The sequence below is a fragment of the Glacieibacterium sp. genome (genome assembly GCF_965200405.1).
Taxonomy (GTDB): domain Bacteria; phylum Pseudomonadota; class Alphaproteobacteria; order Sphingomonadales; family Sphingomonadaceae; genus Glacieibacterium.
This window is the reverse complement of the sequence record NZ_OZ241356.1, coordinates 1235681-1249830: the sequence shown is the minus strand read 5'-3', so window position 1 is coordinate 1249830 and position 14150 is coordinate 1235681. Positions and strand designations below refer to the sequence as shown.

Here is a 14150-nt window from a genome sequence, read left to right as displayed (position 1 = left end):
CTCACACGGCTTCCATCGACGTGCATAGACCTGCTAGCTACACGCTATGGAAAGAGCCGAAGCCGATCGGGGAGGTCTGCCCGCTCCCGGGCGGGGGACCGGCGTTGCGCCGCTTGGTGCGATGCTGCTCGCCGTCGCGATGCTGCCAGGGTTGGTCTTCTTTGTCGGCGCTGCATCCTCTCTGGCGGTTGGCACAGCACTTGCGGCGGGCGTCGTTGCGCTGCTTGCCGCCGCATATCCGAACCGGCTGAAGCCGCCTTTACGGACAAGTGCCACGGTGTTCGCCGCGCTGGCTTTGGCGATCTGTTTCCATCTTGCTGTGTCGAGCCTGTTTCATCCCGTCGAGATCGGGCATGCACTGGCTTCGTTCGCGCCTCTGCTGGCAGTTATGATCGGCGGCAGCGCGCTGACCGCGACGATCGAAACTGCCACGGACGCCAGGATCGACAGCGCCATGCGTCTGGTATTCTGGTCAATGTGCGGGGTTGTCGTCCTGCAGCGCACCGGGTTCACGCCGCCGTTCTCCGATCACTATCTTAAGCCCTACTTTCCGTTTACCGAACCATCACACTTCGTATTGGCCTTCATGCCGGTATACACCTACGTCTGCATTGCCGCATCCTTGCCGCGGCGATTGGCGTTGCTGGGGCTTGGCCTCGTGCTGATTCTGATGCTTGAAAGTCTGACGCTAGCGGTCGGCTGGGTTGTCGTGGTGCTCTCGTGTACGCGCGGGCTGACCATCCCAGCCGTGATCGCAGCGCTGCTGGTCGGTGCGCTGAGTGTCGTCGACCTGAGCTATTTCGTCGATCGCCTCGACTTCAGCGGAGGTTCGCAGAACCTATCAACGCTGGTCTGGCTGCAGGGATGGCAGCTCACCGACGAGGCGTTCCGCATAACCAGCGGCTGGGGAGCGGGCTTCCAGCAACTCGGCCTGCAGGGCACCAACACCGACATCTCCAGGTTGATTTACGTGCTTGTAGGAGACGATGCTAATATCCTCGACGGCGGCTTCGGTGCCGCCAAGCTGCTCAGCGAGTTCGGTGTCATCGGCGTCGGCATCATCATCGGCTTGACGTTCCTTGCCGGGCGATCGATGCTTACACTTCGTACCTTTGCCAGAACGCCTGGCAGCATCCCAAAAGCGTCACTGTTCATCCACGCCGTTTTCGTCGGCTATCTTGTGGAGATGTTTGTCCGGGGCGCGGGTTATTTTACCGGTTCAGCGATTTTGCTCGTAGCTGCTTTGCATCTGCGCGCCCGGTTAGCGAGCCGGTCGCGGCACACGCTGTCATCCCCCGCGGTCGCGGCGTGATGGACCTGATCGTCAACGGAACGGCTATCGCCGGTTCCTCTCTTGGTGCGCGTCGCTATTATGCGGGCGTCATGGCGCACCTCGATTGGCCCGGATGCGTCGAGGTCGCGGCGTTGACCGGAAGGACGGCGCGATTGCGCGAGATGTTCGTCCGAGGACGCCCAGACGCGATCTATTGGTCGCCGTCACACCGCGGTCCGCTGATAGCTCGAAATCACGTCGTCACCGTCCTCGACTGTATAAACATCGAGTATGTGTATCGCGACGACTGGCGCCTGCCGTTGTTGAAAACAGTGTTCGCTCGCTTGCTCGATAACGCCCGATCGGTGGTGTGCATCTCGAATGCGACCCGCGACGCTGTCCTGCGCAACTTCGACATCGATCCGACAAAGACGGTCGTCATCGCGGGACCGATCGACGTTGCCCCTAGGATCGAGGCTGGACTGGTTCCAGAAGACGCACCTCTGCCAGACGACTTCGTCCTGTTGGTGACCAATGCCCTGCCTCACAAAAATACCGGCCGGGCAGGCGAGAGTTTCGCGGCCAGCAGTGCTAAAGCGCGCGGCATCGGTCTGAAGGTCGTTGGTTCGATGTCGGCCGCCGGCTTGGCGGCCTGTCATGATGCGGGCGTTCGCCTGGAGCAGCATCGTAATATCCCCGATGCGCTGCTCCAGCAATGGGTGCGGCAGTCCCGCTTTGTCTGGTCGCCTACACTTGCCGAGGGCCTGAACCTGCCGATTGCCGAGGCATTGTCGCTCGGCGCGGATGTGCTCTGCTCGGACATCGCCGTGCACCGCGAGTTCTACGATGGCGACGTGGACTTCTTCGATCCGCTGAATACGAATGCCATGGTCGCTGCGCTAAACCGCGCGTTTGATCGTCCGCGCGGCTGGCACCCCGAGCCGTCAACCAGGCCAAGACCCGGACTTATACAGGTTGGGCAACAGTATAACGAACTTTTCGAGTCAATCGCTGCGTCCCGATGAGCGACGTCAACGGTGCAATCGTTCTGGCGCGAGACCTGACCTTGTCGGTGGTTAGCCATGGCCATGGCGGGCTACTGACGAGCTTGCTCGACGATCTCGACAACCAAGCCACGCTGGCCGGAACCAAGGTCGTCGTTACGCTCAACGTCGCCGAGGATCTATCATTCGACAGTTACGCGAACATCCTGGTCACGGTCGTCCGGAACAGCGTCCCAAAAGGCTTTGGCGCGAACCACAATGCCGCATTCGAACATTGCACGACGCGATGGTTCGCTGTGCTCAATCCGGACCTTCGTATCGCTGAGGTTGAGCCCTTTTCCTCACTTGTCCGGCTCGCTGCGACAATCCCGAACGTCGGCGTGCTGGCACCCCGAATTTTGTCGAGCTGCGGCGAGACAGAGGATGCAGTGCGGACAAATTTGACCCCATGGTCCCTGTTGCTACGGCGACATGGCCGTCGGGGGGTCGTGACGCCAGATCTGCCGACGCGACGTGGACGGGCCTTTTATTGGCTGGCGGGTATGTCCCTGATGTTCGACGCTGCCGCATATCGACAGATCGGCGGTTTCGATGAGCGGTTCTTCCTCTACTGCGAGGATTACGAGATTTGTGCTCGGCTCTATGCGAACGGATACGCTCTCGCTGTCGATCGGCATTCGAAGATTGTCCACGACGCCCAGCGCGACAGCCACCGGTCTGTAAAGCATCTGGTCTGGCATCTCACCAGCCTGCTGCGTGTGTGGACATCGATGTCGTTCTGGAGCGTGACGTTGCGCAGATAAGCTCGTCTGCGAAACAAAGGTTCATCGGCTGGCGAGACGCGCCCTGTTTCGAAACGTTGAAATGGTCGGTAGCAGCACTAGGACCAGAGCGAGCCAGACGACCAGCCCGGCGAGTGCGGAAAGCATCAGTATGACCAGCGGCCTTGGGTACGTCGGGACCGGCGAGACCCAGACCCCGCCAAACGGCTCCGCCGCAAAAGAGGCGTTGGAACTGGCCATCATCCTGGTCTTCTCATAGTTTCCAAGAACCTGAGCCATCGACTGGCGATACTCCGCAACCTGGATCTGGCCCAGCCGGCGCTCAAGATAGGTGACGTAGCTGGTTGCCCGAGCGAGCGCTTTCTCGCGCAGGAAGGAATCGGCGGTCGCGTTGATCTGCGTCAGGAAGTATCCGGCAAACAGTGGGTCAGTATCGCTGAACACGAGCGTCGCCGCTGATTTACGCTTGTCCTCAACGACACCGATCTCGCTTTCCATGAAAAGCTTAAGGTCCCTCGCATCCGGGGGATGCCAAGGTCGCTGCTGCACGCCGATCGCTCCCTTGATCAAGGACAGCAGGCTTCCGAAAGCCGACGTAGGCTGGTGCCAGCCTCTCAGCTGTTCGTCCCATTGACTGCGGAATACCGAGTGCATGATGCGCCGATCTCGGCTCAGCCGCTCCGCCACCGGATATGAGGTAGCCGCATCAGCGTACATCGAGAATGCGGAACTCGCCTGACCCGAGATGTTGACACCGACCAGAGAGCCAAGGCTTGCCAAGTCCCCACCTGGCCTCGATCCGCTTTGATCCGCCGGGCTCACCAGAAGCTTTGCCGTGTATAGATAGTCAGCGCGGTGCAGATAAACGGCGGCCGACGCAACGAACGCCGCGACGATCAACAGACCGAGCCACTTGCGGCGCCAAAGCCGCAAACCCCAGGTAACAAGATCAATCTCGTCGGATGCGTTATCGTCGATTGGGGGGTCGCGCAGCATAGGTCTGCACTTATCCGACGCCGGAATAAGCGCAAGCGTTAAGGCCGTTCCGCCAATCAGAACGACCACCTCCCCAGTTACACGGTCGCTAGGCTGCTGCGAGCGTCCGAACGCGTCGATCGGGACCGTCGCGCCGTTGGCGAATGAGCCTCGACAGATCGTCGCGAAGACTCTGCAGGGAGGCGTTGACGCATCAAGCGCGCCCGTTCCGCGCAGGCCCCAGGTTTGACCGCCTGTAAATATGGGCCGGTGCCTTGCTTGAGGGATCGTAAAAGGCTCGAGCGAATGTCGAACTGACAGGACGACCGTGACGTTCTAACCATTAAAGGCCCAGCAAGGCTGCCGGTGCTTTTCGGTCGCACCTTCCTTCCCGGCTGGGTATGAGGCGCAGCTTAAACCGATTCAATTGGTGAGTTCGAGCATGTCCGCAGGACAAATTTTTCCCGTCATCCTGTCAGGTGGAGCAGGCACGCGTCTGTGGCCGGTGTCGCGGTCGCTGCACCCCAAGCAGTTGCTGCCGATCGCGTCGGAGAGCTCGATGTTGCAGACCACCGCCCGGCGGTTCGCTCCGGGCAGCGGTTATGCTTCGCCGATCGTCGTTGGGGGCGAGGATCACCGCTTCCTCATTGCCGACCTTCTTGGGGATATCGGTATCTCGCAGGCGACCATCCTGCTGGAGCCCGAGGGTCGCAATACCGCTCCGGCAATCGCGCTGGCGGCGCTGGCGGCGCTCAAGACTGACCCGTCGGCGTTGCTCGTCGTGGCGCCTTCGGACCATGTCATCAACGACGCGCAGGCCTTTGACGCAGCGGTAGCGAAAGCGCTTCCGTCGGCTCGGGCCGGCAGGCTGGTGACCTTCGGGATCAAGCCGCAGGGGCCGGAGACCGGCTATGGCTATATCGAGGTCGGCGGAGCGCTGGATGGCCAGCCCGGCGTCCATGCCGTGGCTCGATTCGTCGAGAAGCCCGATGCCGCGACGGCGCTCGGCTTCTTCGACAGCGGCGATTACGCCTGGAACGGCGGCATCTTCGTGTTCAGTGCCCAAGCTTATCTCGATGCGCTGGCGGAGCATGCGCCTGAAATCCTGCACGCCTGTGTCGACGCGATGGCCAACGCGGCAGCGGATGGCGTCTTCCTGCGGCCCGACCGTGCGGCTTTCCTCACGGCCCCGAATCTGTCGATCGACTATGCCGTCATGGAGCACACCGATCGCGCTGCGGTCGTGCCCGTCGAGATGGGCTGGTCCGACGTCGGGTCGTGGAATGCGCTGTGGGATATCGCGCCGCACGACGATGACGGAAATGCGCTTGTCGGCGAGGTCGTCGCGATCGACTCGACCAATTGCCTGGTGCGCGTCGACAATGGGCCGTCGGTCGCGCTGGTCGGGGTCGAGGACATGGTCGTCGTGTCGACCCGGGACGCCGTCCTGGTCGTGCCGCGCAACCGGTCGCAGGACGTCAAGCTGGTCGTCGACGAGCTCAAGGCGCGGAACAGCAACCGCCACATGCTCCACACGGTCGTTCACCGGCCTTGGGGCACGTACGAGAGCACCGACATCGGTGAGCGGTTCCAGACCAAGCGGCTGACGGTCAAGCCGGGCGGGCAACTGTCTTCCCAGCTGCATCACAAACGGTCGGAGCACTGGGTCGTAGTCGAGGGCGAGGCGATCGTCACGATCAACGATGTCGAACAGGTCGTCCGCGAGAACGAATCGGTCTACATCCCCGTCGGCACCAAGCACCGGCTGGAGAACCGCCAGTCGACTCACCTTCACCTGGTCGAGGTGCAGTGCGGCAGCTATCTCGGCGAAGACGACATCGTCCGGTTCGAGGACAAATACTCGCGCGTCTAGGCGGCGCCGATGCCGGCGGCATAGCCTTCGCACAGCGTGTCGACCAGGTCGCGGCCGTGGGTGTAGGCGCGCCAGCCGGTGTCGCGGTTGATCGCGGCAGGATCGCCAAGGCGGGTGCGGATGGCGCGGGTGTGCAGCGGATCGGTGACCAGTCGCTCGCCGTCGACGCGGAAATAGTCGAGGGCGTGGCCCGCAAATGCCCGGACGCTGAGCCGGGTGCCGGTGGCGATGATCCGGTCATGCGGCTCGTTGGCGGCGAGCATGCGCCGCATTGCGTCGACATATTCAGGCGTCCAGCCCCAGTCGAGCTCGTCGTCGGCGTCGTCGAGCTCGAGCGTGTCGGTCTCGCCCGACGAGATCGCATGGACCGCCGCGATGATTTCCATTGCCCGGCCGCCCCGTGGTCCAAAGCGTGAGGCGTGATCGAACTGCAGCCCCGTCACGGCGAACCTGCCGTCGCTGCGAGCCTGTTCGACCAGGCCGACGATTGCGGCGGTCGCCGTCCCCGCGTCGGTTGCAGGGGCAAAGCGCGTCGACTCGGTTGCGGCGACGCCACCAGTGTCGCCGTAAGCCTCGCCCGATCCGGCGATGAACGCGCGGGTAGAGCCGGGCAGGGCGCCCAGCAAGCGGCGGCAGTCTTCGGCCAGCCCCTCGGGATCGCCGCCGAAGGTCGGTCGCAGGTCGTAGATCTCGTCGGCGCGCATATCGGCCAGCAGGACAGGCAGGTCGCCGCCCGAGCGTAGTTCGAGCAGCTTGATGTCCGCCCGGACACCCAGGTCGTCGAGCGCGGCAAGATCGTCGGTGGCCGGGTTCGGCGTGGTCGCCCAGACTTGATGGCCGCGAGCCTGGAGGAGGCGGGACAGATAGGCGCCCTCGCCACCAGCGACACCGAGGATGAGGGAAGTCGTCACGCCTTACTCCGTCGGCCCCGTTGCGGAAGCCTTAACCAAGACGCGCCGCGTTGAATAGCGCAGGCCGAACAGCAGCGGCAGCAGCGGCAGGGCGGTCAGGCCGGTCGCCAGCAGCACGACTCGCACCGGAACGCCCTGGGAGACGGCCGTCGCGGCAAGCAGGGCGGCGGCGACCATGAAGGCGGAATTGACGATGTTGTTGGCCGCAACGGCACGCGAGCGGCTGCCCTGTTCGCTGGCGGTCTGCAGGATTGCATAGAGCGGGACCGAGAATACGCCGCCGGCGACGGCCAGGCCGAACAGGTCGGCGAGGACGCGCCAGCCGGCTGGCTCCGCAAAGATGCCCGCGACGGTCAGCGGTGTCGCCGTCGGTGGCGGCATTGCGCCGATGGCGAAATACAGGTCGGTGCTGAACAGGGCGAGGCCGAGCGCGGCCCAGGGCGCCGCCCCGCCGGAGACGCGTCCCTTGAGCAGGCGGGTGACGCCGATCGAGCCGGTGGCGATACCGATCGAGAAGGCGGTGAGAAACAGCGTCGCCACCGTCTCGCTGGCGCCCAGCGCGCCCTTGACCAGCGGGATGAAGGCGCTGGTGTAGACCGCGCCCAATGCCCAGAACCACGAGATCGCGATGATCGCGGTGCGGACCTGCCGGTTGGCAAAGGCCTGGGCGAGGACGGCGCGGGAGGAGGTCAGCGGATTCCAGTCGATCGTTGCCGAGCCGAGCGGCGGGGCTGGCGGAATCAAGCGCGCGGTCAGTGAGCCGATGATCGCGACGACCAGCACGGCGATCGCGGCGGTCCCGGGAGCGAGCAGGCCACCGAGGATCTGGGCGAGCAGGATGGCGACGAAGGTACCGCCTTCGACCAGCCCGGTGCCGCCGAGAAGTTCGCCGGGCGCGAGGTGCTGGGGCAGGATGGCGTATTTGAACGGGCCGAAGATTGTCGAGTGCAGGCCCATCAGGAACAGCACCAGCATTAGCAACGGAATCGAGTCGTGGGTCAGGGCAAGCGCGCCGACCGCCATGATCGCGATCTCGGCGGTCTTTACCCAGCGCGCCACCTGCGCCTTGTCGAGCGCATCGGCGATCTGCCCGGCGAGCGCGGAGAACGGGAAGAACGGCAGGATGAACACGCCGCCCGCCACCGTCACCAGCGTCGCCGCGCCGGTCAGGTCGGCGGACATCAGCCGATAGGTGATCAGGAACAGCATCGCGGTCTTGTAGAGATTGTCGTTGAACGCCCCGAGGAACTGGGTCGCGAACAGCGGCGCGAAGCGGCGCGAGGTGAGCAGGCTGGCCATCGCTTCGTTTCCCCGGGAGCTTCGGTCCGTCCGCCGCTCTTGCCGCACCCGTCGTTACGCCGCAATGTCGGGGCGGTATCCCGGAGACCAAGCCATGACTGAGCCCGACCCGCTGTCGCCGACGACCAACAGTGCCACGACCTTCCAATTCAACCGCCCGACGATCGTCGCGCTGCTGTACCTTGCCAGCTTCGTCACCGGCTTTACCGCGCTGGTCGGCGTCGTGCTCGCCTATGTCTGGAAGGGCGAGACCCTGGCGCCGTGGGAGGTCAGCCACTACCGCTATCATATCCGCACCTTCTGGATCGGCATGCTCGGCGCGGTGATCTCGGCGGTGCTGATGGTCGTCGTGATCGGCTTCTTCATGGCGCTGGCGGTGACGGTCTGGATGGTCGTGCGGACGGTCAAGGCGATGCTGCTGGCCCAGCGCGAGGCCCCTGTCCCCAATGTCGAGAGCTGGCTGTGGTAGGCGTTTGAGGCGAAACCGCGCCGGCAGTCGTTAACCCGGCCAATCCGAGGAATCTGCGATGTCCCAGCAACTGCTCGACCTGATCAACCGCTTCGGCGGCGAGAACGCAATCGCTGCGATGGCAAGCCGCGTCGGCCTCAGCCCGGAGCAGACGCAGTCGGCAATGGCGGCGTTGATGCCCGCCGTTGCCGGTGGCCTGACCCGCCATGCCGAGACCGCCGGCCCCGATGCGCTCGACCAGGCTGCCGCCCCCGCGGTGGCGGCGGCATCGTCCGGGGAAATCGCCTCCGATGCCGCGGTGGCGCAGGGCGAGAGCCTGAACGGCACGCTGTTCGGTGGCGCCGGTGCCTCTGCAATCGCGGCGAAGGCGGCGCAGGCGACCGGCCTCGATCCGTCGATCCTGGCGCAGCTTTTACCGATGGTCACCACGCTGGCGGCAGGCGCCCTGCACGGCAGCAGCGGTCCGGGTGCCGGAACCGCCGCGCCTGGCAGCGGCGTCGCGGGCACGCTGATGGGGATGCTCGACGTCAACAAGGACGGAAATCCGCTGGATGACATCATGGGCATGGCAGGCAAGCTGTTCGGGCGCTGACCGAGCGCCTATGTTGTCGGCATGACTCGCGCCAAGACTCGGAACGTCGATTGGGGATTCCCGCGCTGGCGGGATTATGGCGCGGGCAGCGCGGCCGTGGCGGTGCGCCTGTGCGACCGCGACGGTTGCGACCTGCCCGGCGACCGGCCGGCCCCCAAGGCACCGAACCGCCCAGAACGCTGGTATTTTTGCGAGCGCCATGCCGGCGAATACAACAGCCGCTGGAATTACTTCGAGGGCCTGACGCCCGAGGAAGCGGCAGCCCGCGAAGCCGCTGCCGAAGGTGAGACCCAGTTCAAGCGCGCCAAGCATTGGGCCTGGACCGAAGATGGCGACGGCCGCCGCAGTCGCGCTGAACGCGACGCGCTGAAGGTGCTCGACCTCGACGACGACGCCGACGTCGATGCGGTGCGCGCCGCTCACCGCCGGCTGGTCAAGGCCAACCACCCCGATGTTAAGCCCGGCGACGCCGAGGCGGCCGGACGCTTCCAGGCTGCGCAGGCAGCGTATGAGGTGCTGCAGCGCGCCGAGGCGGCCAAGCCCAAGCCGGACAGTCTTCGGTCCTGACAGGACGGGCCTGACGGCCGCTCACCCGCTGATATCAACGTTCGATCCTTGGCCAACTCAGGCTGGACCGGGAGATACTCCGACCCGGTTCAGGCCATCACCGCCTGCACGAAGTCCGCAGCCGGTGCCGCCTCGGGCCAGCTCGGAACATCCGTAGGGATTGAAACCCAGCGCTGACGGTATGCGGTGAAAATGTGTGCGACGCATTGCAGATCTTCCGACCGATCGAGTGTGCCGGCGCGCACCACTGCGATGCCCGGTCGCCGCGTGTTCGTGTTGTAGATGCGCGTGTGACAGGTGCCGCAAAACCGCTGAACCGAAGTCCGGTCCTCGGTCGTCAATGCGTAGACTACGATCGGTCCGGTGACCGCAAGCTGGCTCTCCGCGACAAGCGCCTGCAGGCTGAAGGCGCTTCCCGTCCATCGCTGGCAGATATGGCAGTGACATGCGTAGACCCGTGGCAAGGTCTCGGTGGCGATCTTGTAGCGGCATGCACCGCACCGGCATCGACCCTCGATCGACATCATTCGGCTCCCGACTGCCCCGGCTATGTGCGAGCGGACAGCGCCGCGGGACGATAGCCGCTGGTCAGTAGCCTAGCAGATCGAGGCGACTGCGCCACCCGATCGAACCCGGCCGGGAGCAGATTGTCTCGCATTTCGCGACGGAATTGCCGGCGGGCGACGTTCAACGATTACTTGGCAGCCGAGAGGGGCTGTCGGGCCGTTAGTCGAGGAGAGTATCATGAGACTATTCCTGCTGGCCGCGATCGCGGCTGGAGCAGCGTTCACGGCGACTGCGCCTGTCGAGGCGCGTCAAGGGTGTGGCGCCGGTGGTCACCGGGGTCCTGCCGGCTATTGCCGCCCCAATCGCGGTCGCCCCGTGGTCGTCGTGCCGGCGCTGAGGATCGGCGGCTTCTATCCGGGACGCGGCTATTGGGATGGCCGACGGTATTGGGCGCATCGCGACCGCTGGCACGGCGGTTGGCGCTACCGCTAGTCCGAATTGCCGGCGGGGGCCGAAGACGATGCCCCTGCCGGCGCTACCCTCGTGAGATAGAGGTGCCAGGATGACGATGACATTGCCCGCGCTGCGGATCATTGCCTTCGGACTGTTGCTGTCGTCTGTCGGGGCGTGCGCTCAGCCTGCGGGTCAAGCGGCGTCGGGCCAACGGGCCAACGCGGCTGGCGACATGACGCTGCAGAAGTTCGTCAGTCGCAACGAGGCGCGATTGCTGGCTGACGATAGCGATGGCGACGGCAAGATCAGCAAGGCGGAATTTGTCGCCGGCACCAAGGCCGGCAAGGGCGACCCGGCAAGACGCTTCGCGAGAATCGACCGGAACGCGGATGGCACGCTCGACAAGTCCGAGATCGATGCCATGCTGGAACGTCGCTTCAAGCGGCTCGATGGCAACGGCGACGGTATCGCCAGCGCGGATGAGCGGGTAGCCGCCCGGGCGAAACGGACCGGTGCCGCAGATGACGGATCGGCGCCGTGATGCTGGACCGATCGAGATGGACATAGGAACGGGCGCCGTTGAGCGATCAGGATCCCGACACGCGCCTGATCGAGCGGGTCGGTCGTGGCGAACCGGCTGCGACGCGGCTGCTCGTCTCGGCCAAGCTGCCACGCGTCCTCGGCCTGGCAACGCGCATGCTCCGCGACGCGTCGGAAGCCGAGGACGTCGCGCAGGAGGCGTTCGTCCGGGTCTGGCGAACCGCCGGGGCGTGGCAGCCGGGCCGGGCGCGCTTCGACACCTGGCTGCACACGGTCGTGCTGAATTTGTGCCGGGATCGTCTGCGCCGACGACGCGAGGTCGCGAGCGACTCGCTTCCAGAAGCGATCGATCCAGCCCCGGATGCCGAAGCCGGCCTGATCGAGGCCGAGCGTGGCGGCGCGGTGATGAAGGCGATCGCGGCACTGCCCGAGCGCCAGCGCGAAGCGATCCTGCTGGTGCATTACCAGGACTGTTCGGCGACAGCCGCGGCGTCGGCACTGGAGATCAGCGTCGAAGCCCTAGAATCATTGCTGGCGCGCGGTCGCCGTGCCTTGCGTACCCAGTTCGTCCAGTCGCAGGAGGCTGACGCATGAACGAGCCACTCACCATCCCGCGCTTCGAGGAACTTGCCGATGCGTACGGCGGTGTGATCGCGCATTGGCCAGAAGATGTTCGCGATGCGGCGCTGCGCATGGCAGCGCAGCCCGACGCGGCCCGCATCCTCGCCCAGGCATCGGCGCTCGACGCGCTTCTCGACACCTGGGCGGTGCCGTTGCCGAGCGATACGCTTCGGGAAGCCGTGATCGGCGGCGCGCCGGCGCTGAAGCGGAAATTGGCGATCCGGTGGCGGCTATGGTGGTCGGGCGTCGGCGTCGCGGCGGCCCTCGCCGGCGCGGCTGCCGGAACCGCCGCAGTCGCAATGGTCGCCCCGATCGACGCCGCGACCAGCAGCACGTCGTTCGGCGACGTCGGTCCGCAGGAGCGCTGATCGATGCGCAAGTCTCACATCGCGCTCGTTGTTTCGGTCGTCCTCAATCTGTTCCTCGCCGGCGCGCTGGTCGCCGGTATCGTGTCGCTTCGTTCGGGAAGCCGGATGATCAACGCCGGCTCGCTGCGAGTCGCCGGTGCCGAACTGCCCAAGGCGGAGCGGCGATCGTTCCGGATGGCGCTGCGCGAGGCCCGCGCCGGGATGCGACCGACGATCGTCGAAGCCCGTGCGGCAAAAGCCGAGGCAGCCGGACTGCTCCGCCGACCCGAGGTCGACCAGGTCGCGGTCAATGCCGCGCTCGACCGGGCGCGGGTTGCCGATGCCGCCGTTCGCGCGGCAGTCGAACGGCGTGCCGTCGCCTATGCCGCGACGCTTCCGCCGGTCGATCGGGCAAAGCTTGCCGATGCGATGCAGGAGCGTGCCGAACGGGCCCCGCCCGCCGCGCGATAATTGCAGCGACGGAAAGCCGGACGGCCGTCGTTCAACTAGGCGTGGATCACCGAGGTAAGACCGTGTCCGTCCAGTCCGTATCGATGTCGCCCGCTGCCATCGCGCTGAATCGCTTCGGCCTGGGTGCCCGGCCGAACGACGCTGTCCCGGGCAATCCCGGACACTGGCTGGTCGATCAGTTCGCCCGGTTCGATCCGCGCCCCGCCGGCTTTGCTGCACTCGACGATGCCGGTGCCGCGGTGAAGCAGTACCGCGAGGCGCAGCGAGCCAGGCGGCAGATGGCGAAGCAGGACGGTGCAACCGCCGAGCTCAAGGCCGGTCGGCAGGATTTCCGGCAGGACGTGCAGGCGCTCTACCGGGCCGGGGTTCAGGCTCGCGCCGACAGCGCCCTCGCCACCGAGGCACCGTTCGTCGAACGCCTCGTCCATTTCTGGTCAAACCATTTCTGCGTCTCGGCCGACAATGCCCAGGTCACGGCCTTCGCCGCCGCTTTCGAGCGTGATGCGATCCGCCCGCATGTTCTGGGCAAATTCTCGGACATGGTCCTGGCTGTCGAGCAGCACCCGGCAATGCTGATCTACCTCAACCAGATCCAGTCGATCGGCCCCGGCAGCCCGGCTGCGATGCGCAATCCCGACCGCAGGCGCGGGCTCAACGAGAATCTGGCGCGCGAGATCATGGAGCTCCACACACTCGGCGTCCGCTCGGGCTACACTCAGGCCGATGTGACCGAGTTCGCTCGGGCACTGACCGGCTGGACCGTCGATGGACTCGGCGGCGGCAAGGCCGACAGCGGCGATCCCGATCGCTTCGCCTTCCGGCCGGGACAACATGAGCCCGGCATCCGGACGATCCTTGGCCGGCGCTATCCTCAGGACGGCGAGATGCAGGCGCGGGCGGCGCTGATGGACTTTTCGCATTCGCCTGCTGCCGCGACGCACGTCGCGACCAAGCTTGCCCGGCACTTCGCCGGCGACGAGCCACCCCCGGCGATGATCGCGCGGCTGGCGGACAGCTTCACGCGCAGCGGCGGCGACCTGCCGACCGTCTACCGCACGCTGGTCGCCTCACCCGAGGCGTGGGTGGCGACGCCGGTCAAGTTCAAGACCCCGTGGGAGTGGACGATCTCGTCGCTGCGCGGCGTCGGCCACCGCGCGATCGGCGGCATCCAGGTCGCCGGCCTCCAGACCCAGCTCGGACAGCGTGTCTGGAAGCCGGGCTCGCCGGCGGGCTGGGACGATGTCGCGGCGAGCTGGGCGGGTTCCGACGCCCTGCTGCGACGGGTCGAGATCGCCCAGCGTCTGGCCGCGCCGCTGGCCAGCAGCGTCGATGCTAGGATGCTCGCCCCCAGGCTGATGCCCGCTTCGTTGAGAGCCGCGACCGCGGACCAGATCGCCCGTTCCGAAAGCCCGGCAGGCGCGATCGCGCTGATGCTGGTGTCTCCCGACTTTCTGAGGAGATGATCC

At 65.6% G+C, this 14150-nt stretch carries 17 protein-coding genes; 13 read left to right on the top strand and 4 right to left on the bottom strand.

Going from position 1 to position 14150, the window contains the following annotated elements:
* The first annotated feature begins 46 nt into the window (after positions 1–46).
* From ACOFKW_RS05650 to ACOFKW_RS05640, 3 genes are read left to right on the top strand one after another with little or no spacing between them, the layout of a single operon-like run.
* Complete coding sequence (locus tag ACOFKW_RS05650) at positions 47–1312, top strand: hypothetical protein (protein WP_419816371.1); 1266 nt, start codon at positions 47–49, stop codon at positions 1310–1312.
* Positions 1312–2298, top strand: coding sequence for a glycosyltransferase (locus ACOFKW_RS05645; protein ID WP_419816370.1), 987 nt, complete (start codon positions 1312–1314; stop codon positions 2296–2298). Before ACOFKW_RS05650 ends, ACOFKW_RS05645 begins: the two co-directional genes overlap by 1 nt.
* Positions 2295–3080 (top strand): glycosyltransferase, encoded by a 786-nt coding sequence (locus ACOFKW_RS05640; RefSeq protein WP_419816369.1) that lies wholly within the window; start codon positions 2295–2297, stop codon positions 3078–3080. The genes ACOFKW_RS05645 and ACOFKW_RS05640 overlap by 4 nt, the downstream gene beginning before the upstream one ends.
* Before the next feature lie 21 nt (positions 3081–3101).
* On the opposite strand, the gene ACOFKW_RS05635 is transcribed toward ACOFKW_RS05640, so the two are convergent.
* Complete coding sequence (locus ACOFKW_RS05635) at positions 3102–4055, bottom strand: Wzz/FepE/Etk N-terminal domain-containing protein (protein ID WP_419816368.1); 954 nt, start codon at positions 4053–4055, stop codon at positions 3102–3104.
* A gap of 421 nt (positions 4056–4476) precedes the next feature.
* Here ACOFKW_RS05635 and ACOFKW_RS05630 point away from each other — a divergent pair, with 421 nt between their 5' ends.
* Positions 4477–5907, top strand: coding sequence for a mannose-1-phosphate guanylyltransferase/mannose-6-phosphate isomerase (locus ACOFKW_RS05630; protein ID WP_419816367.1), 1431 nt, complete (start codon positions 4477–4479; stop codon positions 5905–5907).
* On the opposite strand, the gene ACOFKW_RS05625 is transcribed toward ACOFKW_RS05630, so the two are convergent.
* Positions 5904–6818, bottom strand: a complete 915-nt coding sequence (locus tag ACOFKW_RS05625) for a GDP-mannose 4,6-dehydratase (RefSeq protein ID WP_419816366.1) — start codon at positions 6816–6818, stop codon at positions 5904–5906. The genes ACOFKW_RS05630 and ACOFKW_RS05625 overlap by 4 nt on opposite strands.
* Before the next feature lie 3 nt (positions 6819–6821).
* Positions 6822–8117, bottom strand: coding sequence for an MFS transporter (locus ACOFKW_RS05620; protein ID WP_419816365.1), 1296 nt, complete (start codon positions 8115–8117; stop codon positions 6822–6824).
* 94 nt (positions 8118–8211) lie between these two features.
* Here ACOFKW_RS05620 and ACOFKW_RS05615 point away from each other — a divergent pair, with 94 nt between their 5' ends.
* The 3 genes from ACOFKW_RS05615 to ACOFKW_RS05605 are packed head-to-tail and all read left to right on the top strand — an operon-like array spanning position 8212 to position 9745.
* On the top strand, positions 8212–8586 hold the full coding sequence (locus ACOFKW_RS05615) for a DUF4870 family protein (RefSeq protein ID WP_419816364.1): 375 nt from the start codon (positions 8212–8214) through the stop codon (positions 8584–8586).
* A gap of 58 nt (positions 8587–8644) precedes the next feature.
* A complete protein-coding gene (locus ACOFKW_RS05610) occupies positions 8645–9178 on the top strand; it encodes a DUF937 domain-containing protein (protein ID WP_419816363.1) in 534 nt (177 codons plus the stop codon).
* A 21-nt stretch (positions 9179–9199) separates the two neighbouring features.
* Positions 9200–9745, top strand: coding sequence for a J domain-containing protein (locus ACOFKW_RS05605; RefSeq protein ID WP_419816362.1), 546 nt, complete (start codon positions 9200–9202; stop codon positions 9743–9745).
* A gap of 89 nt (positions 9746–9834) precedes the next feature.
* Here ACOFKW_RS05605 and ACOFKW_RS05600 read toward each other — a convergent pair whose 3' ends face one another.
* Positions 9835–10272: a GFA family protein gene (locus ACOFKW_RS05600; RefSeq protein WP_419816361.1), complete on the bottom strand. Its 438-nt coding sequence runs from the start codon at positions 10270–10272 to the stop codon at positions 9835–9837.
* Positions 10273–10489: 217 nt separating this feature from the next.
* Here ACOFKW_RS05600 and ACOFKW_RS05595 point away from each other — a divergent pair, with 217 nt between their 5' ends.
* The 6 genes from ACOFKW_RS05595 (at position 10490) to ACOFKW_RS05570 (ending at position 14147) form a co-directional block, all read left to right on the top strand.
* Entirely contained in the window at positions 10490–10744 is a 255-nt protein-coding gene (locus ACOFKW_RS05595; RefSeq protein ID WP_419816360.1) for a GCG_CRPN prefix-to-repeats domain-containing protein, read from the top strand.
* A gap of 70 nt (positions 10745–10814) precedes the next feature.
* The gene (locus tag ACOFKW_RS05590) at positions 10815–11246 is read left to right on the top strand and encodes an EF-hand domain-containing protein (RefSeq protein ID WP_419816359.1); all 432 of its coding nucleotides are present in this window, start codon (positions 10815–10817) and stop codon (positions 11244–11246) included.
* A 38-nt stretch (positions 11247–11284) separates the two neighbouring features.
* Positions 11285–11839, top strand: coding sequence for an RNA polymerase sigma factor (locus tag ACOFKW_RS05585; protein ID WP_419816358.1), 555 nt, complete (start codon positions 11285–11287; stop codon positions 11837–11839).
* Positions 11836–12234: a hypothetical protein gene (locus tag ACOFKW_RS05580; RefSeq protein WP_419816357.1), complete on the top strand. Its 399-nt coding sequence runs from the start codon at positions 11836–11838 to the stop codon at positions 12232–12234. Before ACOFKW_RS05585 ends, ACOFKW_RS05580 begins: the two co-directional genes overlap by 4 nt.
* Before the next feature lie 3 nt (positions 12235–12237).
* Positions 12238–12684, top strand: a complete 447-nt coding sequence (locus ACOFKW_RS05575) for a periplasmic heavy metal sensor (RefSeq protein ID WP_419816356.1) — start codon at positions 12238–12240, stop codon at positions 12682–12684.
* An 83-nt stretch (positions 12685–12767) separates the two neighbouring features.
* Positions 12768–14147 carry a DUF1800 domain-containing protein gene (locus tag ACOFKW_RS05570; RefSeq protein ID WP_419816355.1) on the top strand — a complete coding sequence of 460 codons (1380 nt, stop codon included), beginning with the start codon at positions 12768–12770 and terminating at the stop codon, positions 14145–14147.
* Positions 14148–14150: the final 3 nt, after the last annotated feature.

Excerpts from the sequence above, each read along its gene's own strand:
- ACOFKW_RS05650 (WP_419816371.1), top strand. The coding sequence starts at position 47 with ATGGAAAGAGCCGAAGCCGATCGGGGAGGTCTGCCCGCTCCCGGGCGG.
- ACOFKW_RS05645 (WP_419816370.1), top strand. The coding sequence starts at position 1,312 with ATGGACCTGATCGTCAACGGAACGGCTATCGCCGGTTCCTCTCTTGGT.
- ACOFKW_RS05640 (WP_419816369.1), top strand. The coding sequence starts at position 2,295 with ATGAGCGACGTCAACGGTGCAATCGTTCTGGCGCGAGACCTGACCTTG.
- ACOFKW_RS05635 (WP_419816368.1), bottom strand. The coding sequence starts at position 4,055 with ATGCTGCGCGACCCCCCAATCGACGATAACGCATCCGACGAGATTGAT.
- ACOFKW_RS05630 (WP_419816367.1), top strand. The coding sequence starts at position 4,477 with ATGTCCGCAGGACAAATTTTTCCCGTCATCCTGTCAGGTGGAGCAGGC.
- ACOFKW_RS05620 (WP_419816365.1), bottom strand. The coding sequence starts at position 8,117 with ATGGCCAGCCTGCTCACCTCGCGCCGCTTCGCGCCGCTGTTCGCGACC.
- ACOFKW_RS05615 (WP_419816364.1), top strand. The coding sequence starts at position 8,212 with ATGACTGAGCCCGACCCGCTGTCGCCGACGACCAACAGTGCCACGACC.
- ACOFKW_RS05610 (WP_419816363.1), top strand. The coding sequence starts at position 8,645 with ATGTCCCAGCAACTGCTCGACCTGATCAACCGCTTCGGCGGCGAGAAC.
- ACOFKW_RS05605 (WP_419816362.1), top strand. The coding sequence starts at position 9,200 with ATGACTCGCGCCAAGACTCGGAACGTCGATTGGGGATTCCCGCGCTGG.
- ACOFKW_RS05600 (WP_419816361.1), bottom strand. The coding sequence starts at position 10,272 with ATGATGTCGATCGAGGGTCGATGCCGGTGCGGTGCATGCCGCTACAAG.
- ACOFKW_RS05595 (WP_419816360.1), top strand. The coding sequence starts at position 10,490 with ATGAGACTATTCCTGCTGGCCGCGATCGCGGCTGGAGCAGCGTTCACG.
- ACOFKW_RS05590 (WP_419816359.1), top strand. The coding sequence starts at position 10,815 with ATGACGATGACATTGCCCGCGCTGCGGATCATTGCCTTCGGACTGTTG.
- ACOFKW_RS05580 (WP_419816357.1), top strand. The coding sequence starts at position 11,836 with ATGAACGAGCCACTCACCATCCCGCGCTTCGAGGAACTTGCCGATGCG.
- ACOFKW_RS05575 (WP_419816356.1), top strand. The coding sequence starts at position 12,238 with ATGCGCAAGTCTCACATCGCGCTCGTTGTTTCGGTCGTCCTCAATCTG.
- ACOFKW_RS05570 (WP_419816355.1), top strand. The coding sequence starts at position 12,768 with ATGTCGCCCGCTGCCATCGCGCTGAATCGCTTCGGCCTGGGTGCCCGG.